General features: G+C 28.2%; 1 protein-coding gene. It reads right to left on the bottom strand.

Features of this window, described 5'->3' with window-relative positions:
* Positions 1-486: AAA family ATPase (locus tag CRU94_RS09535; RefSeq protein ID WP_164966595.1), on the bottom strand; the 486-nt coding region annotated here is incomplete at both ends.

Below are 486 nucleotides of genomic sequence, written 5' to 3' on the forward strand. Positions count from 1 at the left end.
CAGTTGGACTATGCGTTGTCATAATAAATTGAATATTTGGGAAAATATCTCTTAATCTTTTTACAAAATTATATTTCCATTTTGGATGTAAATGAAGTTCAACTTCATCTATAAGTACAATACCTTTAAATTCATGAATACTAACTACATTTGGTTGATTTTCTGAAAGTCTTACTAATAAATCAGTGATAATTGTAATTACACCCTTATAACCAGCAGATAACTGTTCAAAAGTTACAAGTGAACCTTTTTCTTTAAAAGTTACAGTTTCAGGAGTTATGTCAATTTGAACATCACTATTTAACAATTCTTGTAGAAGTTTTTTTGCAGCTTCAACTGAAACAATATTTGTTTTCCCTGATTTTTCACTATGGTCTAAATATTTTAGCCATTCTATTGGATTTTTCAAATCCCAAGAAGGATTAAAAATAGTCAGATAACCTGACTCATCCTCTTTCATTTGGCAATTATTATTTCTATTTGCAC

The sequence above is a fragment of the Arcobacter sp. AHV-9/2010 genome (genome assembly GCF_004116575.1).
Lineage (GTDB): Bacteria > Campylobacterota > Campylobacteria > Campylobacterales > Arcobacteraceae > Aliarcobacter > Aliarcobacter skirrowii.